This window comes from Bradyrhizobium sp. Kon69 (genome assembly GCF_055807515.1).
On sequence record NZ_JBVVOS010000085.1, the window covers coordinates 1 to 961 of the forward strand.

1 protein-coding gene is annotated in these 961 nt (G+C 67.4%); it reads right to left on the reverse strand.

All coding sequences use genetic code 11. The features are described 5' to 3' along the window. The coding region (locus tag AC0L3U_RS38285; protein ID WP_473364945.1) for a lipocalin-like domain-containing protein at nt 1-961 on the reverse strand (961 nt) is incomplete at both ends.

Sequence of the window (961 nt, forward strand, 5' to 3'; positions counted from 1 at the left end):
CGGGTTGACAGCTTCCGTGGTGATGTCCAGGTGTTTGCCGGGAATTTTCAGCGACCAGCGCGTGGGGATACTGCGCCCTTCGATCTGGGTGTTGGCCAGCGGCGCGAGTTGGATATCGGCGTTGTGCAAGGTCTCGGTATGGCCTTGCGCATCGATCCAGGTGCCGGTGAGGTAGCCGCCGCCGTCCTTCTGCCGCACGCGAAACAGCATCAGGTGTTCGCCTCGGTCCAGGTGCAGGGAGAACCAGTCCCAGCCGGTCTGGCTCGCGGCCAGTGGCTGGCTGCTCCATTCGCGGTCCAGCCAGGCGGGGCCGCTGACCTGGTAGGTCTGGCCGTCGATGCTGAGGCTGCCGCTGGCGGTGAAAAACGGCTGGCTGTAGTAGTAGGACGCCTGGCCCTGGTCGGATTTGCGGCTGTAGCCGTTATCGCCCTGCAGCACCAGCGGGCGGCTGGAGGTCAATTGCAGGTCGTAGGCGAACTGCGCGCCGCTGGCCTTGAGTTGCATGTCGGCCAACGGGCTGGCGGCGCCCGGGCGGGTGGCGAAGTTCCAGTCGTCGATCCAAGCGCCAAAGGGCCGGGCCTGCGCCCCGGCCTGGCCGACGCCGCCACGGGCGAAGCGCTCGGCGGCGTAGTGCCGGGTGGCGGAGGTGACGGCGGCATGCCCGAGCCAAAGGGTCGAGTCGCGCCAGCCCGGTTGCGCAGGCCCCGCGTTTACGGCGTTGCGGAACAAGGTCCATTGCACACCGAAGGCATTGCCTTGGGCGTCCTTGAGGTTGGCGGTGACGTACCACCATTCGATGCGAAAGCCCGGATGCGGGCCGTGGTCTTCGGGGAAGGTGAAGACCTTGCCGGGCACCACCTGCACAAAGTCCGCCGCATCACTGCCCAGGCCGGCGAAGCCTTCTTCGGGGCGCGGTGCCTGGTCGCACGCGCTCAGCAGCAGCAAAACCGCCCACGCCAAC